Annotated in this window: 20 protein-coding genes; 2 read left to right on the forward strand and 18 right to left on the reverse strand. The window is 74.1% G+C overall.

The annotated features are described in order from the left end of the window. Positions 1-3 precede the first annotated feature (3 nt). The 5 genes from fmt to D5H75_RS20120 all read right to left on the reverse strand — a co-directional run bounded on the left by fmt (position 4) and on the right by D5H75_RS20120 (position 5,374). Positions 4-972 (reverse strand): methionyl-tRNA formyltransferase, encoded by a 969-nt coding sequence (gene fmt, locus D5H75_RS20100; RefSeq protein WP_119928029.1) that lies wholly within the window; start codon positions 970-972, stop codon positions 4-6. A gap of 3 nt (positions 973-975) precedes the next feature. Continuing rightward, positions 976-1,521: a peptide deformylase gene (gene def, locus D5H75_RS20105; RefSeq protein WP_119928030.1), complete on the reverse strand. Its 546-nt coding sequence runs from the start codon at positions 1,519-1,521 to the stop codon at positions 976-978. Between the two features lie 168 nt (positions 1,522-1,689). Then, a complete protein-coding gene (locus D5H75_RS20110) occupies positions 1,690-2,361 on the reverse strand; it encodes a sulfotransferase family protein (RefSeq protein WP_119928031.1) in 672 nt (223 codons plus the stop codon). Positions 2,362-2,496: 135 nt separating this feature from the next. After that, complete coding sequence (locus D5H75_RS20115; protein WP_119928032.1) at positions 2,497-3,090, reverse strand: hypothetical protein; 594 nt, start codon at positions 3,088-3,090, stop codon at positions 2,497-2,499. Between the two features lie 76 nt (positions 3,091-3,166). After that, complete coding sequence (locus tag D5H75_RS20120; RefSeq protein ID WP_119928033.1) at positions 3,167-5,374, reverse strand: primosomal protein N'; 2,208 nt, start codon at positions 5,372-5,374, stop codon at positions 3,167-3,169. Between the two features lie 267 nt (positions 5,375-5,641). Between D5H75_RS20120 and D5H75_RS20125 the strand changes: the two genes are divergently transcribed. Continuing rightward, positions 5,642-6,028 (forward strand): hypothetical protein, encoded by a 387-nt coding sequence (locus tag D5H75_RS20125; RefSeq protein WP_119928034.1) that lies wholly within the window; start codon positions 5,642-5,644, stop codon positions 6,026-6,028. 222 nt (positions 6,029-6,250) lie between these two features. Here D5H75_RS20125 and metK read toward each other — a convergent pair whose 3' ends face one another. The 13 genes from metK to pyrR all read right to left on the reverse strand — a co-directional run bounded on the left by metK (position 6,251) and on the right by pyrR (position 20,890). Continuing rightward, positions 6,251-7,444 carry a methionine adenosyltransferase gene (metK, locus tag D5H75_RS20130; protein ID WP_119928035.1) on the reverse strand — a complete coding sequence of 398 codons (1,194 nt, stop codon included), beginning with the start codon at positions 7,442-7,444 and terminating at the stop codon, positions 6,251-6,253. A gap of 285 nt (positions 7,445-7,729) precedes the next feature. Next, the gene (gene coaBC, locus D5H75_RS20135) at positions 7,730-8,914 is read right to left on the reverse strand and encodes a bifunctional phosphopantothenoylcysteine decarboxylase/phosphopantothenate--cysteine ligase CoaBC (protein ID WP_119928036.1); all 1,185 of its coding nucleotides are present in this window, start codon (positions 8,912-8,914) and stop codon (positions 7,730-7,732) included. Continuing rightward, positions 8,915-9,178 carry a DNA-directed RNA polymerase subunit omega gene (gene rpoZ / locus D5H75_RS20140; RefSeq protein WP_119928037.1) on the reverse strand — a complete coding sequence of 88 codons (264 nt, stop codon included), beginning with the start codon at positions 9,176-9,178 and terminating at the stop codon, positions 8,915-8,917. Position 9,179: 1 nt separating this feature from the next. Further along, on the reverse strand, positions 9,180-9,779 hold the full coding sequence (gene gmk / locus D5H75_RS20145) for a guanylate kinase (RefSeq protein ID WP_119928038.1): 600 nt from the start codon (positions 9,777-9,779) through the stop codon (positions 9,180-9,182). Between the two features lie 99 nt (positions 9,780-9,878). Next, positions 9,879-10,202: an integration host factor, actinobacterial type gene (gene mihF / locus D5H75_RS20150; protein ID WP_119928039.1), complete on the reverse strand. Its 324-nt coding sequence runs from the start codon at positions 10,200-10,202 to the stop codon at positions 9,879-9,881. Between the two features lie 613 nt (positions 10,203-10,815). Next, on the reverse strand, positions 10,816-11,526 hold the full coding sequence (gene pyrF / locus D5H75_RS20155; protein WP_119928040.1) for an orotidine-5'-phosphate decarboxylase: 711 nt from the start codon (positions 11,524-11,526) through the stop codon (positions 10,816-10,818). 83 nt (positions 11,527-11,609) lie between these two features. Beyond that, on the reverse strand, positions 11,610-12,554 hold the full coding sequence (locus D5H75_RS20160) for a dihydroorotate dehydrogenase (protein ID WP_119928041.1): 945 nt from the start codon (positions 12,552-12,554) through the stop codon (positions 11,610-11,612). Next, positions 12,544-13,353: a dihydroorotate dehydrogenase electron transfer subunit gene (locus tag D5H75_RS20165; protein ID WP_119928159.1), complete on the reverse strand. Its 810-nt coding sequence runs from the start codon at positions 13,351-13,353 to the stop codon at positions 12,544-12,546. Before D5H75_RS20165 ends, D5H75_RS20160 begins: the two co-directional genes overlap by 11 nt. A gap of 336 nt (positions 13,354-13,689) precedes the next feature. Further along, positions 13,690-16,983 (reverse strand): carbamoyl-phosphate synthase large subunit, encoded by a 3,294-nt coding sequence (carB, locus tag D5H75_RS20170; RefSeq protein WP_119928042.1) that lies wholly within the window; start codon positions 16,981-16,983, stop codon positions 13,690-13,692. After that, complete coding sequence (gene carA, locus D5H75_RS20175; protein WP_119928043.1) at positions 16,976-18,091, reverse strand: glutamine-hydrolyzing carbamoyl-phosphate synthase small subunit; 1,116 nt, start codon at positions 18,089-18,091, stop codon at positions 16,976-16,978. Before carA ends, carB begins: the two co-directional genes overlap by 8 nt. Further along, positions 18,088-19,365, reverse strand: coding sequence for a dihydroorotase (locus tag D5H75_RS20180; protein WP_119928044.1), 1,278 nt, complete (start codon positions 19,363-19,365; stop codon positions 18,088-18,090). The genes carA and D5H75_RS20180 overlap by 4 nt, the downstream gene beginning before the upstream one ends. Positions 19,366-19,382: 17 nt before the next feature. After that, on the reverse strand, positions 19,383-20,318 hold the full coding sequence (locus D5H75_RS20185; protein WP_119928045.1) for an aspartate carbamoyltransferase catalytic subunit: 936 nt from the start codon (positions 20,316-20,318) through the stop codon (positions 19,383-19,385). Further along, positions 20,315-20,890, reverse strand: a complete 576-nt coding sequence (gene pyrR, locus D5H75_RS20190) for a bifunctional pyr operon transcriptional regulator/uracil phosphoribosyltransferase PyrR (protein WP_119928046.1) — start codon at positions 20,888-20,890, stop codon at positions 20,315-20,317. The genes D5H75_RS20185 and pyrR overlap by 4 nt, the downstream gene beginning before the upstream one ends. A gap of 178 nt (positions 20,891-21,068) precedes the next feature. Between pyrR and D5H75_RS20195 the strand changes: the two genes are divergently transcribed. Beyond that, entirely contained in the window at positions 21,069-21,977 is a 909-nt protein-coding gene (locus D5H75_RS20195; protein WP_119928047.1) for a F0F1 ATP synthase subunit gamma, read from the forward strand. The last annotated feature ends 56 nt before the right edge of the window (positions 21,978-22,033 follow it).

Genomic DNA, 22,033 nt, shown 5'->3' on the forward strand with positions numbered 1-22,033 from the left:
TGATCAGGCCAGTCGGTCGTCGTCGGTGAGGCGGGTGCCGCGGGCCCATTCGGCGGCGGTCATGCGGCGCTTGCCCTGCGGCTGGACCTCGCCCAGCTCGACCGGGTGGGTGCCGGTGCCGATCAGGACGGAGTTCTTGCCGACGGCCACGCGGCCGGGCTCCAGGCCGTTGCAGCCGGAGCCGGAGCCCAGGTCGTTGCCGGGGCCGGGGATGTCGGGGCGCGGGCGCACCGGGCCCAGCTTGATCCGGGTGTCGCGGAACGTCGTCCACGCGCCGGGGGCCGGGGTGCAGGCGCGGATCAGCCGGTCCACGCGCATCGCGGGGGCCGTCCAGTCCACGCGGGCGTCGTCCACCTCCAGCTTCGGGGCGAGCGAGACGCCCTCGGCGGGCTGTGGCCGGGCCTCCAGCGCGCCGTCGGCGATGCCGTCGAGCGTGGCGGCGAGCAGGCCCGCGCCGGACACGGCGAGGCGGCCCAGCAGCTCGCCGCTGGTGTCGGTCGGGCGGATGGTCTCGGTGGTCACGCCGTAGACGGGCCCCGCGTCCAGCTCCTTGACGATCTGGAACGTGGTCGCGCCGGTGATCTCGTCGCCGTGCAGGATCGCGTGCTGCACGGGGGCCGCGCCGCGCCACGCCGGCAGCAGGGAGAAGTGCAGGTTGATCCACCCGTGGCGGGGGATGTCCAGCGCGACCTGCGGCAGGATCGCGCCGTAGGCCACCACGGGGCAGGCGTCCGGGGCGATCTCACGCAGCCGGTCGAGGAACTCCGGGTCCCGCGCCTTGGCCGGCTTGAGCACCTCCAGGCCCGCCTCGGCCGCGCGCGCCCCGACCGGGCTCGGCAGCAGCCTGCGCCCGCGCCCCGCGGGGGCGTCGGGGCGGGTGACGACGGCGACCACCTCGTGCCGCTCGGACTCGAGCAGCGCTTCGAGGGCGGGCAGGGCGATCTCGGGTGTCCCGGCGAAGACCAGACGCAACGGTTACAGCGCCTTCCCTTGGGTGGAGTGCGGCGAGAACTTGACCGTCGGCGCGCTCAGCCCGGACCACTCCGCCTCGCGGATCGCCCTCATCGCGGCCTTGCGCTGCTCGGGGTCGAGCCGGTCGATGAACAGGATGCCGTCGAGGTGGTCGGTCTCGTGCTGCACGCAGCGCGCCAGCAGGTGGGTGCCCTCGATGGTGACGGGTTCACCGTACATGTTGAAGCCCTTGGCGACCGCGCTGATCGCCCGCGGGGTCCTGAACGCCAGCCCGGGGATGGACAGGCAGCCCTCGTCGTCCTCCTCGATGTCCTCGGAGAGGTTCAGGTCGGGGTTGATCAGGTGCCCGAGCTGGTCGTCCACGTAGTAGGTGAAGACCCGCAGGCCCACGCCGATCTGCGGCGCGGCCAGCCCGGCCCCGGGCGCGTCCAGCATCGTGTCGGTGAGGTCCTTGACGAGCTTGCGCAGCTCCTTGTCGAAGGTCTTCACCGGCTCCGCGGGGGTGCGCAGCACGGGATCGCCGAACAGGCGGATCTCCTGGATGGCCACGGGGGCTCCGTTTCACGGTCGTACGTCGGAACGCCCCCAAGTCTACGGTCCCGCGAACGCCCCGCCGCGCCTCCCTCGGCGGCCTGGGCCGCGCCGCACGGCCTCACACCACGGCCTCACACCACGGCCTCACATCGCGGCCTCACATCGCGGTCTCACATCACGGCCTCACCTCATGCGCCCGCCGGCCAGGACGCGGAGGAACCGGCGGCGGAACTCGCGGGCGTCGTTCCCGCGCGGGAAGGGCGCGTCCGGCACCGGGACGCCGAGGAACGCGCACAGCGGCTCCCAGCCCTGCCGTACGTCGTAGACCAGGAGGCGGTCGGCGGGCACCCCCGCCAGGACGGCCTCGTTGTGCGCGACGAACCACGCGATGGCCCCTTCGCGGTCGAAGCGGGTCATCCCGATGTCGCGCCCCACGGCGTCCATCATCGAGAACAGCCCGCGCGGCGTCGGGTGCAGCGTGACCAGCGCGCGCAGCGGCGGGCCGGCGACCGGGCGCCGCGTCAGCAGCGGGATCCGGAAGATCGTCTTCCGCGCGCTCTCGTACCACTCCTCCGGGTCGCGGGTGGTGTGCACCACCTTCGCGTCCGGATACCGCTCCATCAGCGGCCGCCAGTACGCCCCGGCCGGGAAGTCGGTGGTCGAGCGGTACCCCCGGAACACCTCCTCCCAGTCCACCGGCCTCCCCCGCGCGACGTCGATCCAGTGCCGGTACCGCTCGGGCCGCCCGATGACCTCCTTCATGTGGTACGTCGGCCCGAACCCGAGCAAGTCCAGCGCCCGCCGCAGCGAGTCCGTGCCCGTCCGCCCGTGCCCCGAACCGATCACCTCGAGCACCGCGCTCCTCCTCCCGCCGCCGTCCCTCCCCGGATCATCCACCCGCCGGGCCGCCCGGGGAACCTCCCCCGGACCCGGCGCGGCCTGTCGATCCCGCGGCCGGCCCCGCGCGGGCGGGTGACGCGGCCCCGGGGGTCAGGACCCGGGGGCCGTGAAGGCGCGGCGGAGTTCGGCGCGTACGGCGGTGCGCCCGAGGGGGGTCAGGCCCACGCCGGTGGCGGCGCGGCCGACGAGGCCGCAGTACGCGAGGACGTCGAGGGCCTGGTCGATGGCCTCCGGGTGGCCGAGGCGGGCGACCGGGACCGGCTCCCCCTCGGCGTACAGCATGGTCAGGAGGTCCACGAGCCCGGCGTCGATCTCGGCGGAGCCGGTGAGGCCGAAGTCGGCGCGGTCGAGCACGTCCATGACGACCTCGTCCCAGAAGGCCAGGAGCTTGTCGGGCTCGCCCACGGCCAGCTCGCCGACGCGGGGGCCGGGGCGGGCGACGCCGCGCTCGACGCGGACCAGGCGGGTGTTGACCACGACCACCCAGAGCACGTGGGGCGGGCGGGGGCGGGCCAGTTCGTCGGCGGGGAAGCGCAGGCCGAGCGTGCGCACGGCCTCGGCGGCGTCCCCGGCGCTCAGCACCCCGGCGGGGGTCAGCGGCCGTTCCCCCGTCCACACCGCGAGCCGCCAGGCGTCCTCCACCAGCGGCACACGCAGCACGCCCCGCGCCAGCTCAGCCGTCATCCGATCTTCCGCCCCTCCGTCCCGGCGTACGTCGTCGCGACCACCGAACCTATCGTCAGACGGGGGCGCGCGTGCGTCAGATGAGGTCCAGCGGGTCGATCCGCACGCGCACGACCTCGGGGGCCTTCCGCGCCGACCGCACGCCGGAGGCCCCCTTCAGCGCGCGCGCCAGGGCGGTCCCGGCGGAGCGCGGCACCCGGACGAGCGCGCGTTCCTGTCCCGCCTCGCCGACCGGCACCGGCCCGAGCACCTGCGCCTCGGGCGGCAGCCGTACCTCCGTCAGCAGGTCGCGCACGCCCTCGGGCGAGCCGGTCAGGGTGGCCATCCGCACCGCCGGGGGGAAGCCCAGCTCGGCGCGGTCGGCCAGCTCCCGCTCGGCGTGCGTGACCGGGTCCCACCGCAGCAGCGCCTGCACCACCGGCAGCGCGCCGTCCGCGAGCACCACCAGCGGCGCGCCGGGCCGGGCCAGCGCGCCCGCGTTGAGCCAGCGCCGCAGCGCCTCCTCGTTGACGCGCAGGTCGGGCCGGCCGAGCAGCGCCCAGCCGTCCAGCAGCACGCACGCCGCGTAGCCGCCCTCGGCCACCGGCTCGGCCCCCGGCGTCGCCACGATCAGCGCGGGCTCGGGCCCGACCCGGTCGACCACCGCGTCCCGCCCCGAGGTCCGCACCTTCGTGCTCGGGAAGGCCCGCCCCAGCTCCTCGGCCGTACGGCGGGCGCCCACGACCACCGCGCGCACGTGGTGCCCGCCGCAGGAGGGGCAGCGGAAGGCGCCCTCGATGCGCCCGCACCAGCGGCAGTACGGCGCGGCGTGCCCGCCTCTGAGCGCCAGCGGGCCCCGGCAGTGCGCGCAGCGGGCGGCGGCCCGGCACCGCCGGCAGGCGAGCGCGGGCAGGTAGCCCCGGCGCGGCACCTGCACGAGGACGGGCCCCTTCTCCAGGCCCGACTTCAGCGCCCGCCAGGCCATGGTGGGCAGCCGCGCCGCGCGGGCGGCCCCGTCCCGGGCCAGCTCCGCGTCGTCGCCCAGCGGCACCACCCGGGGGGCCCGCGCCCGCAGCCTGGAACGGTCCGGCGTGATCGCGTGCGCCCATCCGGAGGCGACGAGCTGCGTCCCCTCGGCCGTGCGCGCGTGCCCGCCGACGAGCATGCCCGCCCCCGCCCGGTGCGCCCGCAGCCCCAGCACCTCCCTGGCGTGCGGGTAGGGCGCGTGCGGCTCGGCGTGCAGGTCGTCCCCGTCGTCCCAGATCACGGCCAGCCCCAGGTCCCTGACCGGCGCGAACATGGCCGCGCGGGTCCCCACGACGGCCCGCGCCTGCCCGCGCAGCACCTTCAGCCACCGCCGGTACCGCTCGGCGGGGCCCAGGTCGGCGGTCAGCGCGACGTGCCCCGTGCCCCGCAGCGCCTCGTCCACGAGCGCGACGTCCCGCCCGTCGGGCACCACGACGACGGCGCCGCGCCCCCCGGCGAGGGTCGCCCGGACGGCGACGGCCACGGCCTCGGCCCATCCGCCGGGCAGCGCCGTCCACACCGCGCGCGGCCCGCGGCCCTCGGCCAGCGCGCGCAGGAACGACGCCCCCGCGGGGTACTCGGCCCACGGCCCCGGCCCGGGCGGCGCGACGTCCTCCGCCCGCGCGGCGTCCGCCCCGGGCTCCGGACCGCGCTCCCCGTCCTCCTCCTGCGCCGGCCCCGGATCCCCGCCCGGCCGCGCGCCGCCGCCCGGGCGCTCCCCCGGTACGGCGTCGCCGGCGGCGGCCTCCGGCCGTACGGGCCCGGCGGCCTGGGCGGCGGCCCGGGCGGCCTCGGCCTCGACGCGGGCGTGGCGCGGGGGCACGGCGAGGCGGAGCACGTCGGCGAGCGTGCCGGCGTAGCGGTCGGCGACCTCGCGGGCCAGCGCGGCGATCTCGGGCGTCAGCACGGGCTCGGGCGAGATGACGCGCTCCAGCCGGGCCAGCCGCCCGTCGTGCCCGCTCTCGGCCGCCCGCTCCAGCAGGAACCCGTCCACGAGCTTGCCGGCGAACCGCACCCGCACCCGGCATCCGGGGACGGCGGCCTCCGCGAGCGACGCGGGCACGAGGTAGTCGAAGGGCCGGTCGAGGTGGGGCAGTTGCGTGTCCACCACGACCCGCGCCACGGGCAGCTCGGCCGCGACCTCGCCGCCCGGCCCGCCGGCCCGGGCGGCCCGCCCGCCCGCGACGCGCCCCTCGCGCGCCGCGCCCTTCGCCCGGCCCCCCTCGGGCACGGCGAGCAGCGCCTCCTGGGCTCCGGGCTGGGACGTGGGCTCGCTCACCCCCCTGTGATACCAGACCCCCCGCACCACCCGATCCGGTCCGGGCCCGGGACCTGCGGGGACGAGGGATCACGGGAGCGCGGGCGCCCCGGGACCGGCCTTCGGACCCGGTGCCGGGGCGCGGGTTCACCGGGACCGCGCGGCTACCGGATTCCTATCTTTGGGCGGCCGGAAAGCGAACAATCGGTCGGTCCCCTTCCCCTCCGGGCACGCGGCGACACAAGATCGACGACAGCGGCGCCGCGAACCGTTCCAACGAGAGGGGTAATGATGAAGAACCTGATCAAGACGGCTGTGGCGGGCATCGGTGTGATGGCCGGGAGCCTGCTCCTCGCGCAGCCGGCCTCGGCCGCCTCGTTCACCTGGAACGTCGGTGACGGCCAGGTCGTCTACAACGACAGCACGGACCAGATCTGCGCCCAGGCCTTCAACACGGAGGGCCCGCGCTGGGTCGAGGTGCAGCTCGCCCCGGTCAACGGCGGTGGCCCCTCCTACACGTGGAAGGACTACAACAACTCCTACGGCAACCCGGGCAGCACCTGCCGGAGCCTGGCGACCGCGTACGAGGACACCCAGTACCGCGCCACCGTCCGGACCTACTGGGGCGAGCGCGGCACCACGGTGAGCCGCGGCTCCCGCACCTTCTACAGCTGATCCCGGCCTCGCCCGGTCACCCGGACTCCCCGTGCGCCCCGGCGCGCGGGGAGTCCCGCGTTTCCGGGGCTCTTACAGGGCACTCAGCCCCGGAGCCCCTCGCCCCCGGAACCCCTCAGCCCCGGAGTCCCGCGGGCCCCGGCGCCGGAGGGCGGGGCGTGGAGACGGCGACGGCCGTCCCCGGGGCGGGGACGGCCGTCGTACGCGGGACGAGGGGGCGGCTCAGACGCCGGTGGCCTGGCGCAGGGCGTCGGCGCGGTTGGTGAGCTCCCAGGAGAAGTTCGGCTCCTCGCGGCCGAAGTGGCCGTAGGCCGCCGTCGGCGAGTAGATCGGGCGGAGGAGGTCCAGGTCGCGGATGATCGCGGCGGGCCGCAGGTCGAAGACCTGGAGGACGGCGTCCTGGATCTTGGTGACCGGGATCTTCTCGGTGCCGAAGGTCTCGACGAAGAGGCCGACGGGCTGGGCCTTGCCGATGGCGTAGGCGACCTGGACCTCGCAGCGGTCGGCGAGGCCGGCCGCGACGACGTTCTTGGCGACCCAGCGCATGGCGTAGGCGGCCGAGCGGTCCACCTTGGACGGGTCCTTGCCGGAGAAGGCGCCGCCGCCGTGGCGGGCCATGCCGCCGTAGGTGTCAATGATGATCTTGCGGCCGGTGAGGCCGGCGTCGCCCATCGGGCCGCCGATCTCGAAGCGGCCGGTCGGGTTCACCAGCAGGCGGTAACCCTCGGTGTCGAGCTCCAGGCCGGCCAGCACCGGGTCGACCACGTGCTCCTTCATGTCCGGGGTCAGCATCTCCTTGAGGTTGATCTCGGGAGCGTGCTGGGTGGACACGACGACGGTGTCGAGGCGGACGGCGCGGTCGCCGTCGTACTCGATCGTGACCTGGGTCTTGCCGTCGGGGCGCAGGTAGGGCACCGTGCCGCTCTTGCGCACCTCGGAGAGCCGGCGGGCGAGCCGGTGGGCCAGCGTGATCGGCAGCGGCATCAGCTCGGGGGTCTCGCGGCAGGCGTAGCCGAACATGAGGCCCTGGTCGCCGGCGCCCTGGCGGTCGAGGTCGTCGGCGCCCTCGCCCTCGCGGATCTCGTAGGCGTCGTCCACGCCCTGGGCGATGTCCGGCGACTGCGCGCCGATGGACACCGACACGCCGCAGGAGGCGCCGTCGAAGCCCTTCTTGGACCCGTCGTAGCCGATCTCCAGGATCTTCTCGCGGATGACCCCGGGGATGTCGATGTAGGTCTCGGTCGTCACCTCGCCGGCGACGTGGACCTGGCCGGTCGTGATCATCGTCTCGACTGCGACCCGGCTCTTCGGGTCGTCCTTGAGCATGGCGTCGAGGATCGCGTCACTGATCTGGTCTGCCATCTTGTCGGGGTGACCCTCGGTGACAGACTCCGAGGTGAACAGGCGACGGGACAACTGGGAAGCTCCTCATGCAGCGGCTGCTGGCGATTCTCCGGGGGGCGAGCCTCCGCCGTGACGGAGATCTACCCACGATGCTGGCCCGAGTTTAGCCCCAAAGCCCAGGCCGCCGCGTATCCCTCCCCCAAACCGGACACCCGCCCGCGCGCGGCGCGGTACCCCGCGGGGACCGCGTGAACCCCGTCCCCGCCGGGCTTCCCGGCCTCCCCGCCCCCGGATCGGGCTTCTCGAGATCGCGTACGGCGGGCGCCCGCCGTACGGCCCGCGCGGGGGCGGGAGGGGTCACAGGCGGGGGGCGACCAGGTTCCAGACGGCGTCGGCCAGGGTGTCCTTGGGGCCGCGGGGGACCTCGACCGGGTCACCGCCCGCGACCAGGATGGTGGCGGCGTTGTCGGGGGTGCCGAAGGCCAGGCCCGGGCCGACCTGGTTGACGACGAGGAGGTCGCAGCCCTTGCGGGCGAGCTTGGCCTGCCCGTTGGCGAGCACGTCGTCGGTCTCGGCGGCGAAGCCCACGATCACCTGGCCGGGGCGGGGCCGGGCGGCGGAGATCTCCGCGAGGATGTCGGGGTTCTCGGCGAGCTCGATCGGCGCGGGACCGGCGGCCGTCTTCTTGATCTTGCTCTCGGCCCGGGAGACCGGGCGGAAGTCGGCGACCGCCGCGGCCATCACGACCGCGTCCGCCGACGCCGCCGCCCCGACGACCGCCTCGCGCAGCTCCAGCGCCGACTCCACGCGCACCACGCGCGCCCCGGCCGGGTCGGGCAGGGCGACGTTCGCCGCCACCAGGGTCACGGTCGCGCCGCGGGCGACGGCCGTGCGCGCCAGGGCGTACCCCTGCAGCCCCGAGGAGCGGTTGCCGATGAAGCGGACGGGGTCGATGGCCTCGCGGGTGCCCCCGGCGGAGACGACGACGTGGCGGCCCTCCAGGTCGCGCGGCGCGCCGCGCAGCACGGCCAGGCAGGTCTCGAAGATCGCGGAGGGGTCGGGCAGCCGGCCCGGGCCGGTGTCCGCGCCGGTGAGGCGGCCGGACGCGGGGTCGATCACGATGGCGCCGCGTGAGCGCAGGGTGGCGACGTTCGCCCGCGTGGCCGGGTGCTCCCACATCTCGGTGTGCATCGCCGGGGCGAACACGATGGGACAGCGCGCGGTGAGCAGGGTGTTCGTGAGCAGGTCGTTCGCCAGGCCGTGGGCGGCGCGGGCGAGCGTGTCGGCCGTCGCGGGGGCGACGACGACGAGGTCGGCGTTCTTGCCGATGCGGACGTGCGGGACCTCGTGGACGTTCTCCCACACGTCGGTGGCGGCCGGGCGGCCGGACAGCGCCTCCCAGGTGGGCGCGCCGACGAACTTGAGCGCGTCGCGCGTCGGGATCACCTGGACGTCATGCCCGGACTCGGTGAAGAGCCGCAGCAGCTCGCACGCCTTGTAGGCGGCGATTCCGGCGCTGACGCCGAGGACGACCTGGGGCAACTAGCCCTCGATGGGCTCGGAGGTGAGCAGACCCTCGCGGACCTCGCGGAGCGCGATCGACAGGGGCTTCTCCTGCGCGTGGGTCTCCACGAGCGGGCCGACGTACTCCAGCAGGCCCTCGCCGAGCTGGGAGTAGTAGGCGTTGATCTGGCGCGCGCGCTTGGCGCCCATGATCACGAGGCTGTACTTGCTGTCGACGACCTCAAGGAGCGAGTCGATCGGCGGGTTGGTGATGCCTTCGGCAACCGGGGCAATGCCTGCCACGTCAGACCTTTCCTTGATGATGCGCGGATGCTGGAGCGACGTCCTCCGACGCCGCGGTCACCAAGGTTATCAGCCGCAGCAACACGTCCTGGACGGACGTGTTGACCAGGGTGACGTCGAACTCCTTCTCGGCGGCCAGCTCCTCGCGGGCGGCCTCCAGGCGGCGTTCGATCACCTCGGGCGGCTCGGTGCCGCGCCCGACGAGCCGGCGCACCAGCTCCTCCCACGAGGGAGGCGCGAGGAAGACGAACCGGGCCTCGGGCATGACCTCGCGGACCTGCCGCGCGCCCTGGAGGTCGATCTCCAGCAGCGTCGGCACCCCGGCCGCGAGCTTCTCCTCGACGGCCCTGCGGGGCGTGCCGTAACGGTTGCCCGCGAACTCGGCCCACTCCAGCAGCTCGCCGGCCTCGACCATGCGGTCGAACTCGGCGTCGTCGGCGAAGTAGTACTCCACGCCGTGGGTCTCACCCGGGCGGGGAGCCCTGGTCGTCACCGAGACCGACAGCCACACCTCGGGGTGTGCCCGCCGGAGCTCGGTGACGACCGTGGACTTGCCCACGCCCGACGGCCCCGAGAGGACCGTCAGGCGAGTCGGGGGCATGCCGGGATCGCGATTCGTCCCACCTGCGCCGGAGTCGGTACGGCCCCGTTCAGGCCAGGACACCTCGGTCACCCTGCTACCCCCCGAATTCGTTGCGGCTCAGCGGTCGCCGCCGCCGAACTCGCGCTCCAGAGCGGACCGCTGGTTCGCGCCGAGACCCCGCACGCGGCGGGACTCGGCGATGCCGAGCCGCTCCATGATCTGCTTGGCACGGACCTTGCCCACGCCGGGGAGCGACTCGAGAAGCGCCGACACCTTCATCTTGCCGATGACGTCGTCGGCCTGCCCATCTTTGAGCACCTCAGCCAGAGAAACCGCACCGTGCTTGAGCCGGTTCTTGACCTCGGCACGCTCTCGGCGGGCCTTGGCAGCCTTCTCAAGGGCTGCGGCGCGCTGCTCAGGGGTCAGGGGAGGAAGAGCCACGCCGGGTCACCTCGAATTTCTGTCGATGTACTCGGACGGGAGGGGAAACTAGCTGCTCTATGCCCTGTCAGGCAACGTCAAGACCTGTTTCTCTCATCACAAAATCTACTTCATGACTCGGTGGAGCGGTTCCGTTACGCTGTGTCGATGAAAACGGCCTCTTGAAGACGTTTTCCCGAGCCAGACGCCCAACGCGGGCTTCTGGCTCGGCGTGTCGCGACACGCCGACGACACGCCGGAGGACACCGGTTCGCCCCCGGCCCGCCCGGGCGGACCCCCATGACCCGATCACTCCGGGCTTCGGGCACAATTACAAGATCGAAGCCGCCCGGCGGCCTCGCCGCGCGCCCCTGCCCTGGGGCTCCGGCGTCCCGGGCGCGCGCGGCATGCCGTACGGCTCGCGCTCGGTGACGGCTCGCGTGGCTCGTACGGCCCGCGTGGCGTGACCGCTGCGCGCCTTGCCGTACGGCTCACGCGGGGCGACCGCCCGCGCGGCGTGGGCCGCCCGGATGGCGTGCCGGACGCCTCGCGGCGTGGCGCGGGCGCGGAAGGGCCACGGCGTCCCGGGGCGCGCGGCGGCGGGGGCCGCACGCCCCAGGACGCGGGCCCGGCGTCAGCGGGCGGGGGCGGCCGGGGTGCGGCGGATCGCGGCGGCGATGGCGGCCGCGGCGGCGCCCGGATCGGCCGCGCCGGTGATCGGGCGGCCGATGACGAGGAGGTCGGCGCCGTTGGCGAGCGCCTCCTCGGGCGTGGCCACGCGCACCTGGTCCTGCGTGTCCGCGCCGGCGGGGCGCACTCCGGGGGTGATGAGCGTGATCTGCGGGCCGACCTCGGCGCGCACGGCGGCGACCTCGTGCGGCGAGCACACGAGCGCCCGCGCGCCCGCGCCGACCGCCAGGACGGCCAGGCGGCGCACGGCGTCGCGGGCCGGGCCCAGGAACCCGACCGCCTCCAGATCGGGCTCGGAGATGGACGTCAGGACCGTCACGGCGGCGATCTGGGTCTGCGGCGCGGCCTCGGCCGCGGCGCGGATCATCGCGGCCCCTCCGGCCGCGTGGACGGTCAGGTACGACGGCCGCAGGCGGGCCACGGCCCGGGCCGCCCCGGCGACGGTGTTCGGGATGTCGTGCAGCTTCAGGTCGAGGAAGACCTGGACCCCGCTGGCGCCCCGGACGGAGGCGATCACGTCCGGGCCGTAGCGAAGGTACAGCTCCAGGCCCACCTTGACGGTGCTGACGTGCGGGGTGACCAGACCTGCCCAGGTGGCGGCGGTCTCCAGGTCGGGGGCGTCCAGGGCCACGGCGATCGGCGCGGGCGAGCTCACTTCGGTGCCTTTCGGTGTGTTTCCTCGCCCCGGCGAGCGCCGGGGCGTCTGTCGTCGGCGGGCGCGCTTGCCGCGCGCCCGGTTCAGCGGGGCTGTCGCTCGGAGGGGCGGTGGGCGAGGCCGATCGCCTCGGCGGCCCGTTCGATCCCCCGGGCCGTCAGGGCCTCCTCCAGCTCGCGCAGGATGCGCGGGCAGGCGAAGGGGTCCTGGAAGTTGGCCGTGCCCACGGCGACCGCGCAGGCGCCCGCCAGGATGAGCTCCAGGGCGTCCCTGCCGGTCATGACGCCGCCCATGCCCACGATGGGCACGCCGGGGAGGGCGGCGTGGACCTGCCAGACGCACCTTACGGCAAGGGGCCGTACGGCGGGCCCGGACAGCCCCCCGGTCACGGCCGCGAGCGCCGGGCGGGCGGCGTCGACGTCGATCGCCATGCCCGGCACGGTGTTGATCAGGGACAGGCCCTCGGCGCCCGCGGCGACGCACGCGCGGGCGATCGCGACGACGTCGGGCACGTCCGGGGCGAGCTTGGCGAACACCGGCACGTCGAAGCGGGCGGCGGCGCGCACGGCCGTGATGACCTCGGCGCTCGCGCTCGCGTCGGCCGCGAAGGGCCTCCCCCGGTCCTCCATGCTGGGCCAGGAAAGATTCACCTCCAGGACGCTGACCCCTGGCTGCTCGGTGAGGCGCTTGGCCAGTTCGACGAACTCGGCCACCGAGCCGCCCGCGATCGAGACCACCGCCCGCGCGCCCTGCTGGAGCAGCCAGGGCAGGTCGGACGTCAGGAAGGCGTCCACGCCCGGCCCCTGCGCCCCCACGGCGTTCAGGACGCCCGAGGGCGTCTCGGCGGTGCGCGGGGTGGGCCTGCCCGCCCTGGGGGCCAGCGTGATCGAGGGGGTGGTCAGGGCGCCGAGCCGGGACACGTCGTAGAAGACCGACAGCTCCCGGCCCGAGCCGCCGCACCCGGCGGCGGTCAGGATCGGGTTCGGCAGCTCCACGTGGGAGAGCCGGGTCCGCATGTCAGCGCTCACGGAACCCCTCCACAGGGCCGCGCGCCCCGGGGGCGCCGAGCGCGTCGAACGGGATCGTGCCCACGTCGTCGAAGCGCAGCCGCTCGCCCCGGAACACCGGGCCCTCGACGCAGCTCCGCACCATGCGGGTGATCCCGTCCTCCCCGATCACGGGCAGCACGCAGGACATGCACACCCCGGTGCCGCAGCCCACGATCTCGCGCACCGCCACCTGCGACGGGATGGCGAACTCGGTCGCCACCGCCGCCACCGTCCGCAGCATCGCCATGGGCCCGCAGGCGTACACCACGTCGCCGCGCGCGTCCTCGATGACCTGCGGCAGCACGTCGGTAACCCGGCCGCGGACGCCGAGCGAGCCGTCCTCGGTCGCGAGCGTCGCGGTCTGCCCCATGCGGCGGGCCCGCAGCGCCCCGAACACGCGGTCGGCCGAGGTCGCCCCGAGCACGAAGTCCACCCGGCTGCCGCGCTGCTGGAGCCGGTCGGCGAGCATGAAGAGGCCCGCCGAGCCGTACCCGCTGCCGACGAGCACGCAGTGGACGGGGTCGCGCGGCACGGGAAAGGGCCGGCCGAGCGGCCCCACCAGGTCGAGCGAGTCGCGCACCCGGCGCTCGGCGAGCCAGCCCGCCCCCGGCAGGTCCGCGGGGAACACGAACTCGACCGTGCCGCCGTAGTCGGGCTTGACGTCGTGGATGGGCAGGCCGCGCCGCATCAGCATGGGAGAACCCGTTCCCCCCACGGAGATCGCCACGAACTGGCCCGGCCGGAAGCGCTCGGCGATCGCGGGCGCCACCACGGTCATCGCGTGGTAGGCGTCCACCTGCCGAATCGTCAGCACGGTGCCCGTCACCCGAACCGGCGTAGCGACCGTCGCCCTCACCTCCGTCAGCCCAGCCCCATCCCCCAGACTGCCCGCTGAACACGTACTCGGGCCAGCGCCCACGCAGCGCCATTTGCCAATCCCCGCCCTCACCGCGCCCACCCCGCGCCGATCATGCGGTTTTGATCACATCCTGTGACCGAACGGCATGATCGGCGCGACGGCCGGAGCGGCGGGCGGCCCCTCCCCGCGGTGGTCACGCGGTCCCCGGGCACGGCCCGCGCGCGACCGCGTGACCCGCGGGAGGGGCGGGGCGCCTCAGGCGCCGCGGAGGCGGGCGGCGTGCTCCTGGAGGGAGCGGACGCCCACGTCGCCGCGCACGATGGCCTGGATGCCCTGTACGGCGGCCGCGAGGCCCTGGACCGTCGTCACGCACGGGACGCCGCGCAGGACGGCCGCGGTGCGGATCTCGTAACCGTCCAGGCGGGGGCCGGACTGGCCGGGGCTGCCGAACGGGGTGTTGATGATCAGGTCCACCTCGCCGTCGAGGATCCGGCGCACGATCGTGGGCTCGCCGTCCTCGCCGGGCCCGGCGCTGTGCTTGCGCACGACCGTGGCGCGGACGCCGTTGCGGCGCAGCACCTCGGCGGTGCCCTCGGTGGCCAGGATCTCGAAGCCCAGGTCGGCCAGCGCCTTCACCGGGAAGATCGCCGAGCGCTTGTCGCGGTTGGCGACCGAGACGAAGGCGCGGCCCTTGGTGGGCAGCTCGCCGTACGCCGCGGACTGGGACTTGGCGTAGGCGGTGCCGAAGACCTCGTCGATGCCCATGACCTCGCCCGTGGACCGCATCTCCGGCCCCAGGACGGTGTCCACGCCGCTGAACCGGTTGAACGGCAGCACGGCCTCCTTGACGGCGATCGGCGCGTCCAGCGGCAGCGTGCCGCCGTCGCCCTCGGCCGGGAGGATGCCCTCGGCCCGCAGCGAGGCGATCGTGGCGCCCATCGTGACGCGGGCGGCCGCCTTGGCCAGCGGCACCGCCGTGGCCTTGGACACGAACGGCACCGTACGGCTCGCGCGCGGGTTGGCCTCCAGGACGTACAGGACGCCCGCGGACAGGGCGTACTGGACGTTCAGGAGCCCGCGGACGCCCACCCCGGCGGCGATGGCCTCGGTGGCGGCGCGGATGCGGTCGATGTCGGCGCGGCCCAGGGTGATCGGCGGGAGCGCGCACGCGGAGTCGCCGGAGTGGATCCCGGCCTCCTCGATGTGCTCCATGACGCCGCCGAGGTACAGCTCGGACCCGTCGTAGAGCGCGTCCACGTCGATCTCGATGGCCTCGTCGAGGAACTTGTCCACGAGCACCGGGTGGTCGCTCGCGGCCCCCGCGCGCTCCATGTACGTCGAGAGCGTCTCGTCGTCGTACACGATGGCCATGCCGGCGCCGCCGAGGACGTAGGACGGCCGGACGAGCACGGGGTACCCGATCTCGTTCGCGATCTCCAGCGCCCCGGCCACGTCGGTGGCGGTGCCGTGCCTCGGCGCGGGCAGCCCGGCCTCGGCCAGCACCCGCCCGAACGCGCCGCGCTCCTCGGCCAGGTGGATCGACTCCGGCGAGGTGCCCACGACCGGCACGCCCGCGTCCTTGAGCGCCTGCGCCAGGCCCAGCGGCGTCTGCCCGCCGAGCTGCACGATCACGCCCGCGACCGGGCCGGTCTCCTGCTCGGCGTGCACGACCTCCAGGACGTCCTCCAGCGTCAGCGGCTCGAAGTAGAGCCGGCCGGAGGTGTCGTAGTCGGTCGAGACGGTCTCGGGGTTGCAGTTGACCATGACGGTCTCGTAGCCGGCCTCGGCCAGCGCGAACGACGCGTGCACGCAGGCGTAGTCGAACTCGATGCCCTGCCCGATGCGGTTGGGCCCGCTGCCGAGGATGATGACCTTCTCGCGGTCGCCGCGCGGGACCTCGGTCTCCTCGTCGTAGGTCGAGTAGAGGTACGGCGTGCGCGCGGCGAACTCGGCGGCGCAGGTGTCCACCGTGTTGTAGACGGGCCGCAGGCCCAGGGAGTGCCGCAGCGCGCGGACCTCCTCCTCCGAGCGCCCGGTGATCTCGCCGAGCTGCGCGTCGCTGAACCCGTGCCGCTTGGCCTCGGCCAGCACCGACGGGTCGGCCGGGGACGCGGCGACCGCGCGGGCGATCTCGTCGAGCGCCGCGATCTGGTCCAGGAACCACGGGTCGATCCGCGTGGCGGCGTACAGGTCCTCGACCGTGGCGCCGGCGCGCATGGCCTGCTGCACGGTGCGCAGCCGGCCGTCGTGCGGGGTCGCGGCGCGCCGCAGCAGCTCCTCCCGGTCGCCGGGCTCGCCGGCCCAGGAGAAGGACGAGCCCTTCTTCTCCAGCGAGCGCAGGGCCTTCTGGAGCGCCTCGGGGAAGGACCGGCCGATGGCCATGGCCTCGCCCACCGACTTCATGTGCGTGGTGAGCGTGCCGTCGGCGCCCCGGAACTTCTCGAAGGCGAACCGCGGCACCTTGACCACGACGTAGTCGAGCGCGGGCTCGAAGCTGGCCGGGGTCTCCTTGGTGATGTCGTTGGGGATCTCGTCGAGGGTGTACCCGATGGCGAGCTTGGCCGCGATCTTGGCGATCGGGAAGCCGGTGGCCTTCGACGCGAGCGCCGAGGACCGGGACACGCGCGGGTTCATCTCGATGACGATCATGCGCCCGGTCTCCGGGTGCACCGCGAACTGGATGTTGCAGCCGCCGGTGTCCACGCCGACCTCGCGGATGACCGCGATCGCGACGTCGCGCATGTTCTGGTACTCGCGGTCGGTGAGGGTCATCGCCGGCGCGACCGTGACGCTGTCGCCGGTGTGGACGCCCATCGGGTCGATGTTCTCGATGGAGCACACGATCACGACGTTGTCGTTGCGGTCGCGCATGACCTCCAGCTCGTACTCCTTCCAGCCGAGGATGGACTCCTCCAGGAGCACCTCGCTGGTCGGGGACGCGTCGAGGCCGGCCCCGGCGATGCGCCGCAGGCCCTCCTCGTCGTGGGCGAAGCCGGAGCCCACGCCGCCCATGGTGAACGAGGGCCGCACGACCAGCGGGTAGCCCAGCTGGGCCGCGCCGGCGAGCACCTCGTCCATCGTGTGGCAGATCACGCTGCGCGCGGAGGCGGCGTTCAGGCCGGTCTCGCGGGCGACCTTGGCGACGATCTCCTTGAACCGCTCGCGGTTCTCGCCGGCCTGGATCGCGTCCACGTCGGCGCCGATCAGCTCGACGCCGTACTTCTCCAGGACCCCGGCCTCGTGCAGCGAGATCGCGGTGTTGAGCGCGGTCTGCCCGCCCAGGGTCGGCAGGAGCGCGTCGGGGCGCTCCTTGGCGATGATCTTCTCGACGAACTCGGGGGTGATCGGCTCGACGTAGGTCGCGTCGGCGAACTCGGGGTCGGTCATGATCGTCGCGGGGTTGCTGTTGATCAGGATGACCCGGAAGCCCTCGGCGCGCAGGATGCGGCAGGCCTGGGTGCCGGAGTAGTCGAACTCGGCGGCCTGCCCGATGACGATCGGCCCGGACCCGATGACCAGGATCGACCGGATGTCCGTGCGCTTAGGCACTCTTCTTCTCCATCAGCTCGCAGAAGTCGTCGAACAGGCCGGCCGCGTCGTGGGGACCGGCGGCGGCCTCGGGGTGGTACTGCACGCTGAACCCGGGCGCGTCGAGCAGGCGCAGTCCCTCGACGCAGCCGTCGTTGAGGTTCACGTGGCTGACCTCGGCCCTGCCGTACGGCGTCGCGAAGGGGCCGTCGGCCGGGGCGTCCACGGCGAACCCGTGGTTGTGGCTGGTGATGTGGACCCGGCCGGTGTGGCGGTCCCGCACCGGCTGGTTCACGCCGCGGTGGCCGTACCGGAGCTTGTAGGTGCCGAGGCCGAGCGCGCGGCCGAAGATCTGGTTGCCGAAGCAGATGCCGAAGAACGGCACCTTCGCCTCCAGCACGCCGCGCAGCGCCTCGACGGCGTAGTCGGCGGTGGCCGGGTCGCCCGGGCCGTTGGAGAAGAAGACGCCGTCGGGGTTCACCGCGAGGATGTCCTCGGTGGTCGAGTGCGCCGGCAGGACGTGCACCTCGCAGCCGCGCTGGGCCATCCGGTACGGCGTCATCGCCTTGATCCCCAGGTCCACCGCGGCCACCGTGAACCGCTTCTCGCCGTGCGCCTCCACGACGTACGGCTCGGCGGTCGAGACCTCGGGCGCGAGGTCGGCGCCGACCATCGACGGGCTCCGCCGCACGCGCTCGACCAGTTCCTCCCCGGCGGCCAGGGCGTCGCCGCTGAACACGCCGGCGCGCATGGCGCCGCGCTCGCGCAGGTGGCGGGTGAGGGCGCGGGTGCCGGGCATGGCGATGCCCACGACGCCCTGCTCGCGCAGCGCCTCGTCCAGGGTGCGCCGGGAGCGCCAGTTGGACGCGACGCGCGCGGGCTCGCGCACGACGTATCCGGCGACCCAGATGCGGCCGCTCTCGGGGTCCTCGTCGTTGACGCCGGTGTTGCCGATGTGCGGCGCGGTCATCGCGACGATCTGCCGGTGGTACGACGGGTCGGTCAGGGTCTCCTGGTAGCCGGTCATGCCGGTGTTGAAGACCATCTCGCCGAAGGTCTCGCCCTCCGCGCCGTAGGCGGAGCCGCGGAAGATCCGGCCGTCCTCCAGGACCAGTGCTGCCTCGGTCACGCGATCTTCCCTTCGAGGACGGTGGGGCGGCCCCGCAGGAACGTCGCCACCACGCGTCCGGGGAGCGACATGCCGATGTAGGGGGTGTTGCGGCTCCTGGAGGCGAACGCGGTGGGGTCCACCGTCTCGCGCACCGAGGGGTCGTAGAGGGTGATGTTGGCCGGGGCGCCCGCCTCGATGGCGCGGCCGTGGCCGGTCAGCCGGCCGATGCGGGCCGGGCGGTAGGACATGCGGTCGGCCACGCCGGCCCAGTCGAGCAGGCCGGTGTCCACCATGGTCTCCTGCACCACCGACAGCGCGGTCTCCAGGCCGATCATGCCCATGGCGGCCGCCGCCCACTCGGTCTCCTTGTCCTCGACCGGGTGGGGGGCGTGGTCGGTGGCGACGCAGTCGATCGTGCCGTCGGCCAGCGCGGCGCGCAGCGCGGACACGTCCTCGGCGGTGCGCAGCGGCGGGTTGACCTTGTAGATCGGGTCGTAGGTCTCGGCGCGCTCGTCGGTGAGCAGCAGGTGGTGCGGGGTGACCTCGGCGGTGACGTTCCAGCCCTTGGACTTGGCCCAGCGGATGATCTCGACCGAGCCCGCGGTGGAGACGTGGCAGACGTGCAGCCGGGAGCCGACGTGCGCGGCCAGCAGGCAGTCGCGCGCGATGATCGCCTCCTCGGCGGCGGCGGGCCAGCCGGCCAGGCCCAGCCGGCCGGAGACCTCGCCCTCGTTCATCTGCGCGCCCTCGGTGAGCCGGGGCTCCTGGGCGTGCTGGGCGACGACCCCGTCGAAGGCCTTGACGTACTCCAGGGCGCGGCGCATCAGCACCGCGTCGTTCACGCACAGGCCGTCGTCGGAGAAGACGCGGACACGGGCGGCCGAGTCGGCCATCGCGCCCAGCTCGGCCAGCCGCTCGCCCTTCAGGCCGATCGTGACCGCGCCGACGGGCTGCACGTCGCAGTGGCCGGCCTCCTGGCCGAGCCGCCAGACCTGCTCGACGACGCCGGCGGTGTCGGCGACCGGGGAGGTGTTGGCCATCGCGTGCACGGCGGTGTAGCCGCCGCGGGCCGCGGCCCTGGTGCCGGTCTCGACGGTCTCGGCGTCCTCGCGGCCGGGCTCGCGCAGGTGGGTGTGCAGGTCCACCAGGCCCGGCAGGGCCACCAGGCCGTCGGCGTCGACGGTCTCCCCGCCGCTCAGGCCGGTGCCGATCTCGGCGACGGCGCCGTTCTCGATCCGGATGTCGGCGGGGTCGCCGCCGAGGATCCGGGCGTTCTTGATCGTGATGCTCACAGCTTCTCCCCGGAGGCTCACAGGGTCCCCCCGATCGCGGGCTCGGACCCGCCCAGCAGCAGGTACAGGACGGCCATGCGGACGGTCACGCCGTTGGCGACCTGCTCGACGATGGTCGAGCGGGCCGAGTCGGCCACCTCGGCGGCGATCTCCATGCCCCGGTTCATCGGGCCGGGGTGCATGACGATCGCGTCGTCGTGGATCCGGGCCATCCGGTCCCGGTCCAGGCCGTAGCGGCGGCTGTACTCCCGCGCGCTGGGGAAGAACGCGGCGTTCATGCGCTCCTGCTGGACGCGCAGCATCATCACCACGTCGGACTTGGGCAGCACGGCGTCCAGGTCGTAGGACACCTCGCAGGGCCAGGCGTCCACGGCCACCGGCAGCAGGGTCGGCGGGGCGACCAGCGTGACCTGCGCGCCGAGCGTGTGCAGCAGCAGCACGTTGGAGCGGGCGACACGGCTGTGCAGCACGTCGCCGACGATCGCGACGCGGCGGCCGGCCAGGTCGCCCAGGCGGCGGCGCATGGTGAACGCGTCGAGCAGGGCCTGCGTCGGGTGCTCGTGGGTGCCGTCACCGGCGTTGACCACCGACCCGCTGACCCACTGGGTGAGGTTCTGCGGCGCGCCGGAGGCGCCGTGGCGGATCACGACCGCGTCGGCGCCCATCGCCTGGAGCGTGAGCGCGGTGTCCTTCAGGCTCTCGCCCTTGGACACGCTCGACCCCTTGGCCGAGAAGTTGATGACGTCGGCCGACAGCCGCTTGGCCGCGGCCTCGAACGAGATCCGCGTGCGGGTGGAGTCCTCGAAGAAGAGGTTCACGACCGTGCGGCCGCGCAGGGTGGGCAGCTTCTTGATCGAGCGCTCCGACACCTGGGCCAGCTCCTCGGCCGTGTCGAGGATGCGGAGCGCGTCCTCGCGGCTGAGGTCGGCCGCGGAGATCAGGTGCTTCTTCACTCCGCCTCCCCCTTCATGAGCAGTACGGCGTCACGCCCGTCGATCTCGCGGACGTGCACCTTCACGGTCTCGGACTTGGAGGTGGGGAGGTTCTTGCCCACGTAGTCGGCGCGGATGGGCAGCTCGCGGTGGCCCCGGTCGACGAGGATGGCGAGCTGCACGGCCGTGGGGCGGCCCAGGTCGTTCAGGGCGTCCAGGGCGGCGCGCACGGTGCGGCCGGAGAAGAGCACGTCGTCGACCAGCACGACGGTCTTGCCGTCGACGCCGTCCGGCGGGAGCTCGGTGCGGCCGAGGGCGCGCGCGGGGCGCATGCGCAGGTCGTCGCGGTACATCGTCACGTCGAGCGAGCCGTGCGGCACCGGGAGGCCCTCGACCCGCTCGATGCGCTCGGCCAGGCGCCGGGCCAGGATCGCGCCGCGCGTCGGGATGCCGAGGAGGAGGATGTTCGCGCCGCCCTTGGTGCGTTCGAGGATCTCGTGCGCGATGCGGGTCAGCGCCCGCTGGATGTCGGGCTCTTCGAGGACCGCGCGTTCGCGCGCCTCCGCTCCGACCTGATTCCGGGCATCAGACATGAAAAAGGGTCACCACCTTTCCCGCCTCACGGGACGGGCCTTAAAGGGGAACTGTCTCGACCACAGTATCAGGGGGTCCCAAACTCCCCCATGCCCACCTGCGGCGATGCCTTCCGGGAGGTGGCGGGGTTGCCGGGGCCCGGGCGGGGAAGGGGCCGGGCGTACTCGGGGAGGGAAGTTGGCGGCTCAGCTCAGGATCATCCGGCAGCGGATCAGGTCGGTCACGTCCACCGCGAAGATCACCCGGGCGCAGGAGCTCATCGCGACGGCCCGGGTGCCGCGGGCGCGGGACCGGCTGGAGGCCGCGCGGCCGTACACCAAGGCGATCACGGAGGCGGTGTCGGCGCTGGTGACGCACCATCCGGGGGTGGACCACGCGCTGCTGAACCTGCGGCCGGACGCCTCGCGGGTGGCGGTGCTGCTGATCGCCGGGGACCGCGGGTTCTGCGGCGGCTACAACCAGGCGGTGATCCGGCGCGGCGAGGCGCTGCGCCGGCTGCTCGCGGACGAGGGCAAGGACCCGGTGTTCTACCTGGCCGGGCGGAAGGTCGAGGAGTGGTTCAGGTTCCGCTCGCGGCCCTACGTCCGCGCCTGGACGGGGAACTCGGCCCAGCCCGCGTACGCCGACGCCGCCGAGATCGGGCGCGAGCTGACCGGGCTGTTCGACCGGCCCACGCGCGAGGGCGGGGTGGGCGAGGTGCACGTCGTCTACACGTCGTTCGTCTCGATGATCGCCCAGCGCGCGACGGCGCACCGGATCCTGCCGATCGAGATCGAGGAGCGCGAGGCGCCCGGCGGGGAGGGCGGGGCCGGGCCCGCTCCCCCGCCGCCGCAGTACGACTTCGAGCCGTCACCGCAGGCCGTCCTGGACCGGCTGATCGTGCAGTACGTCAGGGACCGCGTCTGGCACATGCTGCTGGAGTCGTCGGCGTCGGAGCACGCGGCCCGCCGTACGGCCATGATGTCGGCCACCGACAACGCCCACGAGCTGATCGGCCGGCTGACCCGCGAGGCGAACCAGGCCCGGCAGGCGGCCATCACCGGCGAGCTGACGGAGATCGTGAACGGCGCGGGCGCCCTCGGCTGATCGCGGCCGGCTGTTTCACGGCGGGCTCGGCGGGGAAGCGCTCACAGGGCGTGACG

Source organism: Bailinhaonella thermotolerans, assembly GCF_003594875.1.
GTDB lineage: Bacteria > Actinomycetota > Actinomycetes > Streptosporangiales > Streptosporangiaceae > Bailinhaonella > Bailinhaonella thermotolerans.

What these genes read in the sequence shown, in the direction of transcription:
- D5H75_RS20115 (WP_119928032.1), bottom strand. Translation starts at nt 3,090, where the DNA reads ATGACGGCTGAGCTGGCGCGGGGCGTGCTGCGTGTGCCGCTGGTGGAG.
- D5H75_RS20125 (WP_119928034.1), top strand. Translation starts at nt 5,642, where the DNA reads ATGATGAAGAACCTGATCAAGACGGCTGTGGCGGGCATCGGTGTGATG.
- gmk (WP_119928038.1), bottom strand. Translation starts at nt 9,779, where the DNA reads ATGCCCCCGACTCGCCTGACGGTCCTCTCGGGGCCGTCGGGCGTGGGC.
- D5H75_RS20165 (WP_119928159.1), bottom strand. Translation starts at nt 13,353, where the DNA reads ATGACCGTGGTGGCGCCCGCGATCGCCGAGCGCTTCCGGCCGGGCCAG.
- pyrR (WP_119928046.1), bottom strand. Translation starts at nt 20,890, where the DNA reads ATGTCTGATGCCCGGAATCAGGTCGGAGCGGAGGCGCGCGAACGCGCG.